Source organism: Thermomonas sp. LB-4 (genome assembly GCF_036409385.1).
In the GTDB taxonomy this organism is placed as follows: Bacteria; Pseudomonadota; Gammaproteobacteria; order Xanthomonadales; family Xanthomonadaceae; genus Thermomonas.
Genome location: NZ_JAXOFT010000037.1, coordinates 1 through 15201 on the forward strand (window position 1 = coordinate 1; position 15201 = coordinate 15201).

The window sequence follows — 15201 nt, forward strand, 5'->3', positions numbered from 1 at the left end:
CGGCCAGCTTGGCCACGCGCTCCTGCAGCTTCTCGCGGTCGTAGTCGGAGGAGGTTTCCTCGATCTGCGCCTTGATCTGCTTGATGCGCGCCTCGATGCCCGCGCCTTCGCCGGCGCCATCGATGATGGTGGTGTTTTCCTTCGACACCTGGATCTTCTTGGCGCGGCCGAGGTCCTTGATGGTGGCCTTCTCCAGCGACAGGCCGACTTCCTCGGAAATCACCACGCCGCCGGTCAGGATCGCCATGTCTTCCAGCATCGCCTTGCGACGATCGCCGAAGCCCGGGGCCTTCACCGCGCAGACCTTGACGATGCCGCGGATGGTGTTGACCACCAAGGTCGCCAGCGCTTCGCCTTCGACTTCCTCCGCCACGATCAGCAGCGGCTTGCCGGCCTTGGCCACGCCCTCGAGGACGGGCAGCAGGTCGCGCACGTTGGAGATCTTCTTGTCGTACAGCAGGATGAAGGGATCATCCAGGTCGGCCGACATCGACTGCTGGTTGTTGACGAAGTACGGGCTCAGGTAGCCGCGGTCGAACTGCATGCCCTCGACCACGTCGAGTTCGTTGTCCAGGCCGCTGCCTTCCTCGACCGTGATCACGCCTTCCTTGCCGACCTTGTCCATCGCCTGCGCGATCAGGTCGCCGATGTTGGCATCCGAGTTCGCGGAGATCGCGCCGACCTGGGCGATTTCCTTGCTGGTCGACGACGGCTTGGACAGCGACTTCAGTTCGCCGACCGCGGCCTTCACCGCCTGGTCGATGCCGCGCTTCAGGTCCATCGGGTTCATGCCGGCGGCGACCGCCTTCATGCCCTCGCGGATGAACGCCTGCGCCAGCACGGTGGCGGTGGTGGTGCCGTCGCCGGCGTTGTCGGAGGTCTTGGAAGCGACTTCCTTCACCATCTGCGCGCCCATGTTCTCGAACGCGTCAGCCAGTTCGATTTCCTTGGCGACGGAGACGCCGTCCTTGGTGATGGTCGGCGCGCCGTAGCTCTTCTGCAGCACGACGTTGCGGCCCTTCGGGCCGAGGGTCGCCTTCACGGCGTTGGCGAGCACGTTGACGCCGCGCACCATCTTGGAGCGCGCGTCTTACGGCGACCAGCACCAGCAGGGGCAGGCCGGCGAACAGGCGGGAGTCGTCCATCCTGCCGCCTCAGCGCGTGCGACGCGCGGCCATCTTCTGGCCGGCCGCACGCATTTCATCGGGCGAGAGCTTGCCGTCGCCGTCGGCATCCAGGGTGTCGAAACGCTTGGCGATGCGCGGCAGTTTCGCGTCGGCCTCGGCCTTGTCGATCAGGCCATCGCCATTGGTGTCGGCGGCTTTCAGGCGCTCGTGCAGGGTGGCCTTCTGTTCGTCCGTGAGGGTGCGCTGCTGGGCATGGGCGGGCGCCACCAGCGCGCATACGGACAGGGCGGTGGCGAGGGGAAGCAGGATGGATCGGGACATCGGGAATCTCCGGGTGAGGGAAGGAACAGGTGCAGGCGCGGCGGGTCGGGAATGCGTCCTTGCGGCAGGGGAGGTGCCAGGCCGCCGCGCCTGCGGGAAAGGGTGCAGCCGGTCGGTCAGTGGCCGCGCGGACAGGCGATGGCGTCACCGGCGGCATTGGTGCAGGTGCGCGTATGCACCAGCGTGCCGTCCGAGACGGTTGTACTGCCGGTGTAGCTATTGCCGTTCGCGCCGGTGGCGGTGGTGCTGCGTGCGCCGGTCACGTTGCCGTCCGCGTCGCGGCTGATGCCACCGCTGGTGCTGGCTGTCCCGCCGTTCGGTCCGTTGGCGTACGCGCTGCCCCGGCGGCCGGCACTGCCGTCGGCGTTGCGGTAGGCGCTGCGGTCGTAACCGGCATTGCCGCCGTTGGCACTGCTGAGGCTGCCGCTGCGCGCGGCGCTCGCATTGCCCTGGCCATCGGCCTGCCAGCCCCGTTGGCGCTGGCTGTCGAAGCGGGCATTGCTGCGCTCGACGGCGACGCTGCCGCCCTGGGCGGTGCGCTGCACGGCGCGGCTGCGTTCGCGGGCTTCGGCCTGGTCGGCGATCAGGGTGGTGGCGCACACGGCGAAAGCGGTGGCGATCAGCAACGGGGTCTTGCTCATGGCGGAATCCTCATCGGGGTGGGGGGTGGCCGCACGGGGAAGCGGCGGCAGGGCCAAGGTAGGGCGGGCAACGGCGGCAGGTGTGTCGCGGTTGACAGCAGATGTGTCTGCCGCCCGCGCCGGAAACATCTGCTTACAAACCGGCCGGAAACGGGGTTTGCCGGGTGTCGCGGCGGCGGGCGATAGTGGCCGCATGGACGAGACCCTGCCCCGCGTGCTGCTGGTGGACGACGACGTGCGGTTGCGCGAGCTGCTGCAGCGATACCTGCAATCGCAGGGCTTCGAGGTGCGCGGCGTGGGCGATGCCGCGCAGATGCGGCAGTCGCTGGATCGCGGCCACTTCGACCTGATCGTGCTGGACCTGATGCTGCCCGGCGAGAACGGCTTGGAGATATGCCGCCGCCTGCGCGGCCAGGGCGACGCCACGCCCATCGTGATGCTGACGGCGAAGGGCGACGAGATCGACCGCATCGTCGGGCTGGAAATCGGCGCCGACGACTACGTGCCCAAGCCGGTGAATCCGCGCGAGCTGCTGGCGCGCATCCGTTCGGTGCTGCGGCGCACGCGCCCCGCGCCCGGTGCGCCGCAACCCGACGGCGGTGAGGTGGTGTTCGGGCCTTTCACGCTGGACCTGGGTCGGCGCGAGCTCACCCGCGACGGCGCGCTGCTGCGGCTGACCAGCGGCGAATTCGCGGTGCTGTCGGTGCTGCTGCGGCATCCACGCCAGCCGCTCAGCCGCGACCGTCTGATGAGCCTGGCGCGCGGCCGCGAGCACGAGGCTTTCGAACGCAGCATGGACGTCACCATCGCGCGCCTGCGCCGCCTGCTGGAAGACGATCCGCGCCAGCCGCGCCTGATCCAGACGGTCTGGGGCGTGGGTTACGTGTTCGTCCCGCCGGAGGCCGCGCCATGAGGGCGCCGTTGCCGCGCAGCGTGTTCGGCCAGCTGGCGCTGGTCATCGCCCTGGTGTTGGTGGGCGCGGGCGTGCTGGCGGTCCTGCTCGGGCGCGAACTCGCCACGCGGCCGGCGGCCGAACAGCTGCTGCGCGCGATGCAGGGCTTCGCCGAAGTGGTCGAAGCGCTCGATCAGCACCAGCCGCACGCACGCACGGTCGCGCAGCTGCGGGATGCCGGGCTGGAAGTGCGCAGCACGCCGCCCGCCGACGCCCGTCCGCGTTTCGCGCCCTTGCTGCGCGAACTGCGCGAACGGGCCGCCGGCACGCTGGGCGCCGGGCGCGAACTGCGGATGGAGGCAGGCCGCGGGCTGCGGGTGATCTGGCTGAAACCGGCCACGCGCGAACCGCTGTGGGTGTCGTTCGCCTACGACCGCCCGGGGACCGGCATGCGCCGCTTCTCGGTGTTCATGCTGATCGGGTGCGTGGCGCTGGTGTGGTTGGCCGCCGCGTACTTCGCGCGCCGGCTGGTGCAGCCGTTGCGCCAGCTCGCGGCGGCGGCACCGGCCATCGTGCGCGGCGACGCCCCGCCGGTCGTCCCGGCGCGCGCGCCGCGCGAAGTCGCCGGCCTGGCACAGGCGCTGGGCGAAGCCAGCCGCGACGTGCGCGCGGCGACGGAAGAGCGTGCGCTGCTGCTCGCCGGCATCTCGCACGACCTGCGCACGCCGCTCACCCGCCTGCAGTTCGCGCTGGAGATGGTGCCCGACACCGATCCCGACCTGACCCGCAGCATGCAGCGCGACATCATGGAAATGGACGCGATCCTGGGCCAGTTCATCGCCTTCGCCCGCGATGGCCGCGACGAAGGCAGCGAAACGGTCGACCTGGCCGCGATCTGCCGCCATGCGGTCGCCGCGGCCTCGAAAGGCTGGCGTGTGGAACTGCCGGAGCACGCGCTGCTGCCGGGCAAGCCGATGGCGCTGCTGCGCGCGGTCGAGAACCTGCTGGTCAACGCCGAGCGGCATGGCACGTTGCCGCTGTCGTTGCGGCTGTGGGCCGAAGGTCCGGCGTGGGTGGTCGAGGTGGCCGATGGCGGTCCGGGCCTGTCCGCCGAAGCCGCCGAGCGCGCACGCCAGCCGTTCGTCCACGACCAGGCAGGCGGCGGCAGCGGCCTGGGCCTGCCGATCGTCGACCGCGTGGCCCGCCAGCACGGCGGCGAACTGCGCCTGCTGCCGAATACGCCCCAGGGCCTGCGCGCGCAACTGTGGCTGCGGGCCGGTTGATCTCCCCCAACAAGGTGATGCGATGAAGACGATGCTGTTCCGCACGGGCCTGCTGGCCTGCGTCCTGACCGCTGCGCTGCCGCTGGCCGCGCAGACCTTCCGCGAACGCCTGCAGCAGGCGCGCGACGCCTCGCGCCAGCCGGCTGCAAGCCCACCGGCGTTGCCCGCCGGCGCCCGTGCGCTGCGCGATGTCGCCTACGGCGACGATCCGCGCCAGCGCTACGACGTCTACCTGCCGGCGCAGCCGCAGCACGCGCCGGTGATCCTGTTCGTGCACGGCGGCGGCTGGGCCAGTTTGGTTTGTTGACTGATGATGGCAGGCCCGCGTGATGCGGGCCCGCCAGGTCGCGCATCAGGATGTGGGCGGGTCGAGTTTCAGGATCAGGCGGTTGGTGTAGTCGATGATCACGGTCTTGCCGACTTTCAGATGTTTGGCGATCTTCGGGTTCTCGATATCGACGGTCAGCGTGCGGCCGTTCGGGCCTTCCAGCGTCACGGTGCCGGCGTCCTTGTCGACCGCGACGATGGTGGCGACCACATGGATGGTGGCGCCGATGGAAGCGGCCGGATCGTTGATGTTGTTGTTGGTGCCGCCGGAGACTTCCATCACGAACGGTTCGGCTTCCTCGGCCTTGGTCGGCTTGCGCAATTCCGCCTTGATGTCCACCCCGTAGGTGGCGGTCACCTGCTGGCCGATCTTGACGTTGGCCAGATAGACGTTGGACGGGTCGATGGTGACCGTCTGCGTGTTGCCTTCCGGGCCCTTCAGGGTCACGCGCTTGTTGATCTGGTCGATGGCGACAATGGTGGCGCTTTCGGTCACCGTGGTGAATTTTTCGACGGTTTTGACTTTGGCAGAAACGGTCTGCATGGAACCGGCAAGCACCGCGGTGGCGGCAAGGATCTTCAGCGTCTTGAATTTCATTTCAGGTCTCCGGAGCGTAACTTTGAAGCGCGGTTGAAGGGAAACGGCGGGCAATGGCATGGGTGTCACTGGCGCAGGCCGAAACGAAAAGCCGGGCACGCCAGTGCATGCCCAGTTTAATGGCAATTCATAGTTCCCGGATTGTCAAAAAACCGAATTTACGGATATTTAACCAACTGTGCCGGCAGTCGGTCCGTAACTGTCAAATATCATTCGGCAACCGTAATTTCCTCGACCTTCATCCAGCTTGCGTCCGGATCGAAGCTGTCGATGGCGGCTACAGCGGTTGCCGTTTCCGGCCCGAGGTCTTTTTCGTAGACCACGCCGTCTTGATTGACCATGAAAGTCTTCATGCCGCTGGCGCCGTATTCCGCCGGCCAGGCCAGCAATGCGAAACCATCGGTCAAACGGCCGTTGTTGAAGTACTCCCTGGGGCCGCCGGGGGCATTACCGCCCTGTTTGTACAGCATGCGGTAGCGGTAGCCATGGTAAGCTTCGGCGGTTGCGGCGTCGTAGCCTTCCGCCGCGGCGGCGGCCACCAGCGGTCCGATCGGACTTGCCGGCTCGCCTTCGGATGTTTGCCAGTACAGGCCGTTGCGGCTGCCCGGGTCGCTGATGATTTTCACCGCATAAACCCCTGCCTCATCGCCGTCACGGCCTTCGGACGCATATTCCTGCTGCGCGGGTATAGGAAGTTCAACCGCCCTTTTTGGCGAGTCTGGCGGGTAGGAAGCGGCCGCGCAAGCGCCGCTTTGGGCACAGATCGGGCACAGATCGGGGGTTCATGCGTGGGTTTTCGACATCGCGGGGCCACGCAGCGGCTCAGTGCGTAGCCATTTCTCACCGAATCCCGGCACAGGGCCGAGCGCAGCCCTGCGGGGTCGTGGCCGCATCGGATCGGACTCTGGCTTGGCTGCCGGCTGTGTGGCCGGCGCCTCATCACGCGGCGGGCGGCGGGGCGCGCGCTGCGGGCCGGTAGTGCGCTTGCTCCAGCGCGCCGTGTTTCTCGAAGTGGGCGAGGATGGCGCGAATGGCCTTGGGGTCTTCGATGCTGGCGACGATCCGCACCGCGCCGCCGCAGTGGGCGCAGGTGGCGACGTCGATGGAAAAGACCCGCTTGAGCCGTTGCGCCCAGCTCATCGCACGGCGCTTCTGCTCGGGGCTGCGCGGCTCGTCGTGGGCGCTTGCGTCCACTGGCGCCGCATCGCCCGCAGGCCGCTTGCCGCGCCCCGATGGCGTCAGCTGCGCGCGCAGATTCGCGTTCGGGGCGAATACGCCGTGGAAGCGGGTGAGATGCGCGCGTGGCGGCGGGACCAGTGCCGCCAGCTTGGCGATGAAGTCCACCGCATCCCATTCGACATGCGTGGTGCCATTGCGCCACGGCGTCTTGAGCTGATACCGCACCCTACCCTGCGGTGAGATCGACAGCCGCTGCTCGCTGATCGCCGGGCGCGTGATGTAGCGGCACAGCTTTTCGAGCTTGTGGCTTTCGTGTGCTTCCGCGGCCACGCCGGCATGCAGCGAGAAGCCGCCGACCTTGCCGGCATCGCCCTCCAGCGAGCCTGCGTCACCGGGCAATGTTTGCAGCGTGACGACCTTGCGGCCAGCGTCGCGACCGGTGGCGATGCGGTAGGTCATCGAACTCATCCGCAGCCCATCCATGCCGTCGTCGCTACCCGCGCTGTCGGACAGGAACACGGATTCGTCTTCGCCTTCGAGCCAGCCGCGGCGCGACAGGTGCCGGCACACGCGATGCGCGATGGTGTTGGCCAGTTCCGTCAGTTGCGCCGATGTGGGCGCACGGGTGCGGTGCAGGCGCGGCTTGCGCTGCGGACGCTCGGTGGTGTCCTCGTACACGCCGTCGAGCCACAGCATGTGGAAGTGGATGTTGAGATTCAGCGCGCTGCCGAAGCGCTGGATCAGGGTCACCACGCCGCATTGCGCCGTATCCCGCGGCACGCCGGCCTGATCGGCAAGCCAACCGGCGATCACACGATGCACGATGCCCAGCACCGGGCCGATCGCCTCAGGCTTGCTGGCGAACAGGAAGCGCAACGGGTACGGGAAACTCAGCACCCATTGCCGCACCGGCCGCGGGCCGAACACCTCGTCCACCAGATGCCGCGCCGACTCGGCCATGCGCCGTGCGCCGCAGCTCGGGCACAGCCCGCGCTTCTTGCAGGAATACGCCACCAGCCTCTCGGCACGACAGTGCTCGCAGACCACGCGCAGGAAGCCGTGCTCGAGCACGCCGCAGCGCAGGTAGGTCTCGAACTCCTCGCGCACATACTCGGGCAGCGGGCGGTCTTCGGCCTCAAGACGCGCGATGAAGTCCGGGTAGTGCGCCTGCACTAGCGCGTACAGCAGCGTGCGCTCGGGCAGGTGGCGCGCGTAACGCGCAGCGGCGTGGGCGGCCGGCAGTGGCGCGCACACCTCGGCCTGCCGCCGGGGTGCGGTCAGGCGCGGCACGCAGCGCTCCGTTGCAGGGACGGCTGCTCAGGGTTGCGCCCGCGAGCACGCGTTCATAGCGCGGCGTCTACGCGCGGGCGCTGCAGCATCTGGCGCCGTTTGCGCGCGCGGTGGCGGGTCTGACCGCGGTGCCGCAGCCTGCGGAAGCCGCGTTTGCGCCGCCACGCCGACGCGGGCCGTCACCGCAACGCCGGTAACGCCACCGGCTCGAAGCCGACCCGGGGCACTTGGATTCGCGCAAGCCATTGAATATGAATGGGCAACTACCGCCTGTCGGCATTATGTTGCAATGCAACATCGACCATTCTATGCTGCACTGCACAAACCGGCATCCCTGCCGGCAATCACGCAGGAGACCGACATGTACCAGTTCAACGAGCAGTTCACCAAGGCCTATAGCCAGTTCGCCGACGCGGCCGCCAACGCCAACCGTCTGGCCCTCGAGAACGCCGAGAAGGCCTTTGGCCTGCACTTCGCCGCGTTTGAAGAGAGCGCCAACGCCACCTTTGCCTACGTCAGCGAACTGATCGACGTGCGCGACGCCGACGGCCTGAAGGCCGTGTGGCCGAAGGGCCTGCAGGTCGCACGCGCCAACGCCGAGCGCAGCCTGGGCGCCACCCAGGAAGTGTTCGCGGCCACCGTGAAGACCAACGAGGCGATCGGCTCGCTGGCCAAGGGCCAGTTCGAGAAGGCCACCGCGCAGGCCAAGGCCGAAGTCGAGAAGGCCACCAAGGCCGCTTCGAAGTCCGCCAAGTAAGAGATCCACCAGCTCCGGCGCGGGGGACCCCTCCCCTAGCCCCCGCGACGACAAGACCCGGCAGCGGCCATCGCTGCCGGGTTTTTCTTTGCCTCAGTCCTGCAACTGGCGCAGCAGCGAACCGAAGGTCAGGTACCAGGAATCGGCGCCGGTGTTGTTGCGCCCGTAGCCCAGGAACAGCGGTCCCAGCGGCGTATCGAAGCCGACGAACACACTGCCGCCCAGGATGGCACCGGAGCGATCGAAGTCGCTCCACTCGGTCCAGACGTGTCCGGCCTCGGCACTGGCGCCGATGTACAGCGGCATCGAGAACACCCGGCTGGTGTCGCCGGTGCGGCGGTAGAACACCGCCCGCGCCAGCGCGGCCTGGCGATCCACCAGCGCACGTTCGGCAAAGCCCGACATGTTGAGGAAGCCGCCGAGGAAGGTCTGCGACTGGTAGTTGACACCCGGGTCCAGCGCGCTGGCCACGCGTCCGCCCAGCAGCAGGTGGTAGCGCTCCCACGAATGCGCCCAATCGACACTGATGCGGGCCACGTCGCCTTCGACATTGGCATCGCCCCACGGCTGCAACGACACGTACTCGATGTCCGCGCGCAGGCCGGTGGTCGGGAAGCTCACGCTGTCCAGGGTGTCGAAGGTGGCGCCCACGCGCACACCGGCGTAGGTCTCCTCTTGGGTGGGGAAGGCAGTCGGATCACCGATCACCCGCTGGCCCTTGTCCTTGCCGGCCACCAGCGACGCCGCGACCCGCCAGGACGGCACCGGCGAGAACCCCGCCTCCAGGCTGGCGCCACGACGCACCACGCGGTACTCCGCCAACTGCTCCAGCGATTCGCTCATCAGCGGCAGCGATTCGCTGCGCAGCTCCAGCGCCGGGCGCAGGAAGAACGCACCACCGTCACCGAACGGCTGGCGGAACTCGGTGCGCAGGCCGCTGACCCGGCCCAGCTGGATCAGGTTGCGCCACTTGCCGCCCAACCGGTTGACGTCGTGGAAGGTGAGCTCCGCAGAGATCATGTAGCTGCTGGAGCCGTTGAAGTTGTCGTCCAGCTGCAGGCCGAACTTGCCGAACGCGGTCCACGGCTTCTGCCGCGGCACCAGCTCCAGCCCGGCCTTACCATCGCGCGAGGCCAGCCGGTAGTCGATGGTGTCGAAGCGGCCGTCGCCGTAGGCGCGCCCCACCGAGCGCTCCACCCGCTCCACGTCGAACGGCCTGCCCACCATGTCCTCGGCCTGCCAGGCCACGTGGCGCGTCGCCGACGGCGTATGCCTGGGCTCCACGTCGAGGAACGCGACCAGGCCCGGGTCGAAATCGCGCCGATGCTGGCCTGCGCGCAACGCCGCATAGCGTTCTGCCGACACCGCATAGCGCCGGAGTTGCGGCAGCATCGCCTCGGCGGCGCGCTCGCCGACCGCGACCGCTTCAGCGGTGCGATTGAACTGGCCGGAGGTGATGTCGCCCAGCTCGGGGCGGATCAGCACGTCGCCGACATCGAGCGTGGCCAGGCTGCGCTCGGTCTTCTCGGTCATCAGCGCGGTGATCATCTGGTCGAGGATGACCGCGGGATTGGTCAGGCCCTCCGCGCCCAGCAGCTTCGAGCCGACATCGACCACCACCAACCGCGGCACGCCCATCGCGCGCATCTCGTCGATCGGCACGTTCTCGGCCATGCCGCCATCGACCAGCAGTTGGTCGCCGACCTTGACCGGCGCGAACGCGCCCGGCACCGACATGCTGGCGCGGATCGCCAGGGCCAGGTCGCCATCGGCGAACACCACTTTCCTGCCGGTCACGATGTCCGCGGACACCGCGCGGAACGGGATCGGCAGCGCATCGAAATCCTCTGCGCGCCACGTCGAGAGGGTGAGCCGGCGCAGCAGCAGCATGAGCTTCTGCCCGCGCACCAGGCCGACCGGGAAGCCCAGCCGTCCATCCTTGTAGCCGATCTCGAGATTGAGCAGGTGGCGGAAATCCTCGTCCTTGCGCTCCATCGGCAAGTCCGGGCGCGGCGGGTCGTCGACGAACATGCCGGCCCAGTCGATCGAACCGACGATCTTCTCCAGTTCCGCGGCGTCGTAGCCGGTTGCGTACAGGCCGCCCACGATCGCGCCCATGCTGGTGCCGCTGACAGCGCAGACCGGGATGCGCTCGCGCTCCAGCACTTTCAGCACGCCGATGTGGGCGATGCCGCGCGCACCACCGCCGCCCAGCACCACGCCCACGCAGTCCGGATCCGGCTGTGCCGGCGGAGCCGCGCTGGCGGCGCACGGAATCGCGAGCATGCCGCCCAGCGCAATGATCATCGCCCACCGATTGCCCGCGTCTCGCCATGTGCGACGCCGCTGTGTCCCCATCGTGCCGCTCCTGCCCCGCGTGTGTCCGTACTTTAATCGGATCGCTGTCGAAAAGAACGGCCGTCGCGCGTCATTCGTACACATGCAAGCGCCACCCTGTCGTCAGTCACGATTGCGTCCTGATCGCATTCACGGGCACAATATTGCACTGAACAGTTCAATATCGCCAAGATCCGAGGCCAAAAAAGCCTACCCCTTGAAGGCGTAGGCCGGCGCGCACTCACATGTTCAGTCAATCGTCGTGTCTGTCCTCCGAAATGTGAACCGCCATGTCCTGGAGTACCTGGCTGACGTGCTGGTCGGCAATGCCGTAGAAGATGTGCTTGGCTTGGCGCTCGCCGCGCACGAGGCGCGCGCCGCGCAACAGGCGCAGGTGATGGCTGACCAAGGACTGCGACAGGTCTAGCGAGCCAGCAATGTCGCCCACTGCGACCGATCCGCGCATGCACTGCAACAGGATTTTCAATCGCGATTGGTCGCCCAGCAGGCGGAAGGTCTCTGCCAGAACAGCGACGTCACTTTGCGATAGTGCGAGGACATCAGTGGTCGTGCCGTGGTTAGAGGTCGAACATTGCACAATAGCGGCGCTGGTGGTTTTGCGGGATGTCATGGATTCAAACCCTCAAGTGAACTGCGAACCGTCTAGCACGGCCTCAATGCTTGTGACCGGGAGCGGAGTGGTCATGGTCATGATTGTGCTCACTGTGGTCGTGGCCGCTGTGGTCCTGACGGCCTGTCGTGGGTTGCAGGCTGCAGATGTTCTCGTCAGCCTCCGAGTTCCAGTCGATTCCGACTGTGGCGTGTTCGATGCTGAACTGCTCTCGCAGCACCGCCTCGACGCGCTTGACCACAGCTCGCGCCTCCTCGTCCACGTTGGGTCGAACGTGTAGCGTGGCCATCGTGCGACCGGAAGTGAGTTGCCACACGTGAACATGGCTGACAGCCGCCAGGCCGGGCACAGTGCTCATCAGGCCTTGTTCCACCTTTTCCGGCGAAGCGTCCTCTGGCGCACCCTCCAACAGGATATGGATCGACTTGGCCAGGAGCTTCCAGGCGCTGCGCAGAATCAACGCCGCTACTAGAACCGACAGGATGGGGTCGATCGGAGTCCAGCCGGTGAAGTAGATGACGATCGCTGCAACGATGGCGCCGACAGAGCCGAGCAGGTCACCCATCACGTGGAGGATGGCACCTTTCACATTGACGTGATCGGTTTCGCCGCGGGTCATGATCCACAGCACGAGGACGTTGATCAGTAAGCCGAGCACGGCGACGATCATCATCGGGCCGGCGAGGATGACGGGCGGCGCCTGCAGCCGCTCCCACGCCTCGTAGGCGATCCATGCGACGATCGCGAACAGGGTCACGGCGTTCAGGAAGCCGGCGATGACCTCGAAGCGCAGGTAACCGAATGTGCGTTTGCTGTCGGCTGCGCGGCGACCGAATCGGAAGGCAGCGTAAGCCAGGGCAAGTGCCACGGCGTCGGTCAGCATGTGGCCAGCATCGGCAAGTAGGGCTAGCGAGCCCGACAGCACGCCGCCGACAGCTTCCACGAGCATGAAGCCGAAGATCAGGAAGAAGGAAACCAGAACCTTGCGCTCGTTGGCGCTCGTCACTGTGGGGGTGTGGTCGTGATCATGGTCGTGACCATGGTCATGTGCATTGGATTGGGACATGGGCGCCTCTGCTGGTTGAGTGTTTGACTATGGCGAAATATAACACATGAATATGTGTTCATGTGATATATTTTCGCTCACCCTTCTCAGCCTCCGAAGCCATGCGTTGTGATGCCGCAACGAGAAAATGTGCCTATCCTTTCGGCCAGATACGGTGCAGGTCATCCAGAATCAGCTGGTGATGGTGCCTGCCTTGGTCTGCGTGTGTGCGTAAATGAGGGTGATCCGGCGGCAAGCTGGGGTGGTCATGCGCCACGTCAGAAGGGTCGCTGGCCGGCCACAGCCAGAGCGTCAGCGCCACGCCGGCCAAGCCGACCAGGGACATGACAATGAAGGTCGATGGCAAGCCCATGACCGCGCCGAAGCGGCCGGCAAGTGGGTAGCAGATGAGCCAACAGGCGTGCGACAGCGCGAAGTGTGCCGCGAAGATCGCAGGACGGTCCTCGGCATGGGCCGAGCGGCGCAGAAGACGGCCGGATGGCGTTTGCGCCACGCTGTAGCCAAAGCCGATGATCAACCACAGCGGCAGCAACAATGCATAGCTCGGCAGCAGTGCGCCGATCCCCGTGCCCACGACCAGTACGGTAGCGCCGGTGAGCATCGCGGTTCGGTCGGCCACCTTTTCCAGTAAGGATGGCAGAACGAAGGCTGCCACCATCGAACCGCCTCCGAATGCCGCCAGTGCCGACGCCACTTCGACCTCGCCTAGGCCAAAGCGCGCGGGTATAGGAAGTTCAACCGCCCTTTTTTGCGAGTCTGGCAGGTAGGAAGCGGCCGCGCAAGCGCCGCTTTGGGCACAGATCGGGCACAGATCGGGGGTTCATGCGTGGGTTTTCGACATCGCGGGGCCACGCAGCGGCTCAGTGCGTAGCCATTTCTCACCGAATCCCGGCACAGGGCCGAGCGCAGCCCTGCGGGGTCGTGGCCGCATCGGATCGGACTCTGGCTTGGCTGCCGGCTGTGTGGCCGGCGCCTCATCACGCGGCGGGCGGCGGGGCGCGCGCTGCGGGCCGGTAGTGCGCTTGCTCCAGCGCGCCGTGTTTCTCGAAGTGGGCGAGGATGGCGCGAATGGCCTTGGGGTCTTCGATGCTGGCGACGATCCGCACCGCGCCGCCGCAGTGGGCGCAGGTGGCGACGTCGATGGAAAAGACCCGCTTGAGCCGTTGCGCCCAGCTCATCGCACGGCGCTTCTGCTCGGGGCTGCGCGGCTCGTCGTGGGCGCTTGCGTCCACTGGCGCCGCATCGCCCGCAGGCCGCTTGCCGCGCCCCGATGGCGTCAGCTGCGCGCGCAGATTCGCGTTCGGGGCGAATACGCCGTGGAAGCGGGTGAGATGCGCGCGTGGCGGCGGGACCAGTGCCGCCAGCTTGGCGATGAAGTCCACCGCATCCCATTCGACATGCGTGGTGCCATTGCGCCACGGCGTCTTGAGCTGATACCGCACCCTACCCTGCGGTGAGATCGACAGCCGCTGCTCGCTGATCGCCGGGCGCGTGATGTAGCGGCACAGCTTTTCGAGCTTGTGGCTTTCGTGTGCTTCCGCGGCCACGCCGGCATGCAGCGAGAAGCCGCCGACCTTGCCGGCATCGCCCTCCAGCGAGCCTGCGTCACCGGGCAATGTTTGCAGCGTGACGACCTTGCGGCCAGCGTCGCGACCGGTGGCGATGCGGTAGGTCATCGAACTCATCCGCAGCCCATCCATGCCGTCGTCGCTACCCGCGCTGTCGGACAGGAACACGGATTCGTCTTCGCCTTCGAGCCAGCCGCGGCGCGACAGGTGCCGGCACACGCGATGCGCGATGGTGTTGGCCAGTTCCGTCAGTTGCGCCGATGTGGGCGCACGGGTGCGGTGCAGGCGCGGCTTGCGCTGCGGACGCTCGGTGGTGTCCTCGTACACGCCGTCGAGCCACAGCATGTGGAAGTGGATGTTGAGATTCAGCGCGCTGCCGAAGCGCTGGATCAGGGTCACCACGCCGCATTGCGCCGTATCCCGCGGCACGCCGGCCTGATCGGCAAGCCAACCGGCGATCACACGATGCACGATGCCCAGCACCGGGCCGATCGCCTCAGGCTTGCTGGCGAACAGGAAGCGCAACGGGTACGGGAAACTCAGCACCCATTGCCGCACCGGCCGCGGGCCGAACACCTCGTCCACCAGATGCCGCGCCGACTCGGCCATGCGCCGTGCGCCGCAGCTCGGGCACAGCCCGCGCTTCTTGCAGGAATACGCCACCAGCCTCTCGGCACGACAGTGCTCGCAGACCACGCGCAGGAAGCCGTGCTCGAGCACGCCGCAGCGCAGGTAGGTCTCGAACTCCTCGCGCACATACTCGGGCAGCGGGCGGTCTTCGGCCTCAAGACGCGCGATGAAGTCCGGGTAGTGCGCCTGCACTAGCGCGTACAGCAGCGTGCGCTCGGGCAGGTGGCGCGCGTAACGCGCAGCGGCGTGGGCGGCCGGCAGTGGCGCGCACACCTCGGCCTGCCGCCGGGGTGCGGTCAGGCGCGGCACGCAGCGCTCCGTTGCAGGGACGGCTGCTCAGGGTTGCGCCCGCGAGCACGCGTTCATATCGGCGTTTTCTGATCTTCGCGTCAGACATTGCCGCGGGGCGGGTAGGAAGTCTCCCGCCTCGGACGCCAGAACGCACAAAGCCCGGCACGAGGCCGGGCTTTGTGGTCTTGCTTGATGGATCGCGGGGCTTAGAAATCCATGCCGCCCATGCCGCCCATGCCGCCGCCGCCCGGCATTGCCGGCTC

General features: G+C 67.3%; 14 protein-coding genes and 2 pseudogenes. 5 read left to right on the top strand and 11 right to left on the bottom strand.

Annotated elements, in window-relative coordinates; all coding sequences use genetic code 11:
* From groL to SPK54_RS13025, 3 genes and pseudogenes are all read right to left on the bottom strand, one after another.
* The coding region (gene groL / locus SPK54_RS13015) for a chaperonin GroEL (RefSeq protein ID WP_330948316.1) at positions 1 to 1075 on the bottom strand (1075 nt) is incomplete at its 3' end.
* Between the two features lie 121 nt (positions 1076 to 1196).
* A pseudogene (locus SPK54_RS13020) lies at positions 1197 to 1448 on the bottom strand (hypothetical protein); the annotation flags it as partial.
* Between the two features lie 116 nt (positions 1449 to 1564).
* Positions 1565 to 2089, bottom strand: coding sequence for a hypothetical protein (locus SPK54_RS13025; RefSeq protein WP_330948317.1), 525 nt, complete (start codon positions 2087 to 2089; stop codon positions 1565 to 1567).
* A gap of 193 nt (positions 2090 to 2282) precedes the next feature.
* Between SPK54_RS13025 and ompR the strand changes: the two genes are divergently transcribed.
* The 3 genes from ompR to SPK54_RS13040 are packed head-to-tail and all read left to right on the top strand — an operon-like array spanning position 2283 to position 4571.
* Positions 2283 to 3002 carry a two-component system response regulator OmpR gene (gene ompR / locus SPK54_RS13030; RefSeq protein ID WP_185894719.1) on the top strand — a complete coding sequence of 240 codons (720 nt, stop codon included), beginning with the start codon at positions 2283 to 2285 and terminating at the stop codon, positions 3000 to 3002.
* Positions 2999 to 4264 carry an ATP-binding protein gene (locus SPK54_RS13035; RefSeq protein WP_330948318.1) on the top strand — a complete coding sequence of 422 codons (1266 nt, stop codon included), beginning with the start codon at positions 2999 to 3001 and terminating at the stop codon, positions 4262 to 4264. The genes ompR and SPK54_RS13035 overlap by 4 nt, the downstream gene beginning before the upstream one ends.
* A gap of 22 nt (positions 4265 to 4286) precedes the next feature.
* The gene (locus SPK54_RS13040; RefSeq protein ID WP_330948319.1) at positions 4287 to 4571 is read left to right on the top strand and encodes a hypothetical protein; all 285 of its coding nucleotides are present in this window, start codon (positions 4287 to 4289) and stop codon (positions 4569 to 4571) included.
* A 45-nt stretch (positions 4572 to 4616) separates the two neighbouring features.
* Here SPK54_RS13040 and SPK54_RS13045 read toward each other — a convergent pair whose 3' ends face one another.
* From SPK54_RS13045 to SPK54_RS13055, 3 genes are all read right to left on the bottom strand, one after another.
* On the bottom strand, positions 4617 to 5189 hold the full coding sequence (locus SPK54_RS13045) for a hypothetical protein (protein ID WP_330948320.1): 573 nt from the start codon (positions 5187 to 5189) through the stop codon (positions 4617 to 4619).
* Positions 5190 to 5398: 209 nt separating this feature from the next.
* A complete protein-coding gene (locus tag SPK54_RS13050) occupies positions 5399 to 5962 on the bottom strand; it encodes a DUF2950 family protein (RefSeq protein ID WP_330948323.1) in 564 nt (187 codons plus the stop codon).
* Positions 5963 to 6128: 166 nt separating this feature from the next.
* The gene (locus SPK54_RS13055) at positions 6129 to 7622 is read right to left on the bottom strand and encodes a transposase (RefSeq protein WP_330948324.1); all 1494 of its coding nucleotides are present in this window, start codon (positions 7620 to 7622) and stop codon (positions 6129 to 6131) included.
* 95 nt (positions 7623 to 7717) lie between these two features.
* On the opposite strand from SPK54_RS13055, the pseudogene SPK54_RS13060 reads away from it, so the two are divergent.
* Positions 7718 to 7819 (top strand): annotated as a pseudogene (locus tag SPK54_RS13060) (RNA pyrophosphohydrolase); the annotation flags it as partial.
* 200 nt (positions 7820 to 8019) lie between these two features.
* On the top strand, positions 8020 to 8415 hold the full coding sequence (locus tag SPK54_RS13065) for a phasin family protein (RefSeq protein WP_330948321.1): 396 nt from the start codon (positions 8020 to 8022) through the stop codon (positions 8413 to 8415).
* Positions 8416 to 8508: 93 nt separating this feature from the next.
* Here the strand turns inward: SPK54_RS13065 and SPK54_RS13070 are convergent, their stop codons facing one another.
* The 5 genes from SPK54_RS13070 to SPK54_RS13090 all read right to left on the bottom strand — a co-directional run bounded on the left by SPK54_RS13070 (position 8509) and on the right by SPK54_RS13090 (position 14920).
* Positions 8509 to 10722: a patatin-like phospholipase family protein gene (locus tag SPK54_RS13070; RefSeq protein WP_330948322.1), complete on the bottom strand. Its 2214-nt coding sequence runs from the start codon at positions 10720 to 10722 to the stop codon at positions 8509 to 8511.
* A gap of 283 nt (positions 10723 to 11005) precedes the next feature.
* The gene (locus SPK54_RS13075) at positions 11006 to 11383 is read right to left on the bottom strand and encodes a metalloregulator ArsR/SmtB family transcription factor (protein ID WP_003821152.1); all 378 of its coding nucleotides are present in this window, start codon (positions 11381 to 11383) and stop codon (positions 11006 to 11008) included.
* 43 nt (positions 11384 to 11426) lie between these two features.
* A complete protein-coding gene (locus tag SPK54_RS13080; RefSeq protein WP_003821153.1) occupies positions 11427 to 12449 on the bottom strand; it encodes a cation diffusion facilitator family transporter in 1023 nt (340 codons plus the stop codon).
* Between the two features lie 133 nt (positions 12450 to 12582).
* Positions 12583 to 13260 (bottom strand): MFS transporter, encoded by a 678-nt coding sequence (locus SPK54_RS13085; protein ID WP_330948325.1) that lies wholly within the window; start codon positions 13258 to 13260, stop codon positions 12583 to 12585.
* A 166-nt stretch (positions 13261 to 13426) separates the two neighbouring features.
* Positions 13427 to 14920, bottom strand: a complete 1494-nt coding sequence (locus SPK54_RS13090; RefSeq protein WP_330948324.1) for a transposase — start codon at positions 14918 to 14920, stop codon at positions 13427 to 13429.
* Between the last annotated feature and the right edge of the window lie 281 nt (positions 14921 to 15201).